Consider the following 1808-nt stretch of genomic DNA (forward strand, 5'->3'; position numbering starts at 1 on the left):
GTGTACCGCTTCGTGTACTTGTTTCCCACCTGGTGCTACTTCCTCTGGAACCTCAGGTTCCAGTCTCCAGGCGTCCACGATCAAGGGGAAGGTTCAAGTAGTTGAAACGGCGGGTCTTGTGTTCCGCCTGGAATCCCCAGGTGATTTCCAGGTTCCGGCCGGAGGTGACTGGGTGCTTCTTCCAGTCGCGGCCGATCTCGTCCAGGGAAGCCGCGTAGTCCTTCCCGGCGCTGGCGATCCGCCCGTCCGTCGGCGGCTGGGCGTTGACCACGTCGCTCGGAGCGAAGGGATCGGACAGGCCCGCCTGCGTCTGAGGGAAGAACTTGCCGGCCTCCAGGCCGTTGGCCTGCCAGTCCTCCAGGTAGAGGTGGGCTCGGGAAGGGGGAAAGCTGACTGCTCCGTGCCTGGCTTGCATGAGACGCTCCTTGCTTTGAGTGCATTTATGCACACGGAACGTTACCGGCGTAGGTGCGGTCCATTCGCTCATTGAACCTCGCGCCGCGGTTTTCCACCGCTGCCCTGATCGGCTCTGTCCTCTGACAAACGATCTCGACCGTTTGCTGAGTGATCCTGACCGCTCGTAGTTCCCTGGCGCTCACGGCAGTGCTGACCAATCATCTTGACCTGAGGTAGTCCATCCTCACCGGCACAAAGGCCGCTGCTCCATCTTCGATGTCAATCAGTCCAACTTCGCTGTCGCAGGACAGCCGGTCTTCGCGGATCAAGTCGTCTCGCCTACGTGTCCCGTCTCAGTCGATCTGGTCCCAGTCTCAGATGATCTGGTCCGTCAGGACACCTGCCGGCAGGGAGGCAGCCGTCGCCGATGAGCACAGCGGCCGCTGAGGGCTGGCGTGTGGAGCTGTCACTGGGGCCTGCGATGATCGCCCTGGCTGGCGTGGGTCCGCTGGTATCGCAACTCTGGGGTGGTTTCGAATGGATACGTGGCGGGAGCTTTCCGCGCTCGTGGAGGAGCGGCTGAAGGCGGTGTCGTCCGGCGAGCGTGGCGTGTTCGCCGCTGGTGTCGCGGAACGCCTGATGAGTCGGCACGAGGCATTGCCGGAGGACGAGCAGGCGCCGTTCACCGTGAGCCTGCGGCCTCTGCTGAATTCCGTATGGGAGGGCGTCCTCGGCGACTCGACGGCCTTCTGGGCCGTCAAGCGCGGTGTCGCTGAGTACATGCTCAGCGAGTACTGCCACAACGACGGCCAGGACGGGCCGGATGACGCGGACGAGTCGGCTGCGGCGGCGGCGTTGTATGCCGCACATGCCCACCTGTTTGGCTGTCAGGAATTCGCCGTCTGGACCAGCAGCCGGGCAATTGAGGCGACGGACCAGCACCTTGAGTACCTGGCTGAGCAGGAAGAAGACGAACTCCCCGTCGACACGGACGAGGCACTCGCCTCCGAGCTCCAGCGCCAACTACGGGATCTGGACCTCATCGCACGCTACTCGAAGGATCTTCGCCACGCCGGCTTGGGACTGCCCATCGACACGTCCATCCGACTCCGCGTCGAGCTGCGCGCTCCTCTCTCCAGCCGGGAGTGAGCTCCCAAGGAGCCACTTCCTCACCCCGGGGCGGGTCACGCCCCTGCTGGTCTGCATCGACCAGAACCAGGTCGACTGAGACGGGACCGGGCATTCGCCTCTGGGGGACCAGGGCGATTGAGATTTTCGGCCGACTGACATCTCAATCCATCTGGTCACCCCAGGTCACAGCTCGCTCCTCGGACCAGATCATCTGAGACAGGACACTACGGTCGCCTTCATGAGCGGCGACGGCGTAGTGGTGGATGAGGCGGTCCGTGCGG

General features: G+C 63.7%; 2 protein-coding genes. One reads left to right on the forward strand and one right to left on the reverse strand.

What is annotated here, in order from left to right; translation table 11 throughout:
• Nucleotides 1-52: 52 nt before the first annotated feature.
• The gene (locus KM933_RS38595) at nucleotides 53-415 is read right to left on the reverse strand and encodes a lytic polysaccharide monooxygenase (protein WP_221362303.1); all 363 of its coding nucleotides are present in this window, start codon (nucleotides 413-415) and stop codon (nucleotides 53-55) included.
• Between the two features lie 518 nt (nucleotides 416-933).
• Here KM933_RS38595 and KM933_RS38600 point away from each other — a divergent pair.
• Nucleotides 934-1545, forward strand: a complete 612-nt coding sequence (locus tag KM933_RS38600) for a hypothetical protein (protein WP_221362305.1) — start codon at nucleotides 934-936, stop codon at nucleotides 1543-1545.
• Nucleotides 1546-1808 lie beyond the last annotated feature (263 nt).

It is taken from the genome of Streptomyces beigongshangae (assembly GCF_019710745.1).
Taxonomy (GTDB): Bacteria; Actinomycetota; Actinomycetes; order Streptomycetales; family Streptomycetaceae; genus Streptomyces; species Streptomyces beigongshangae.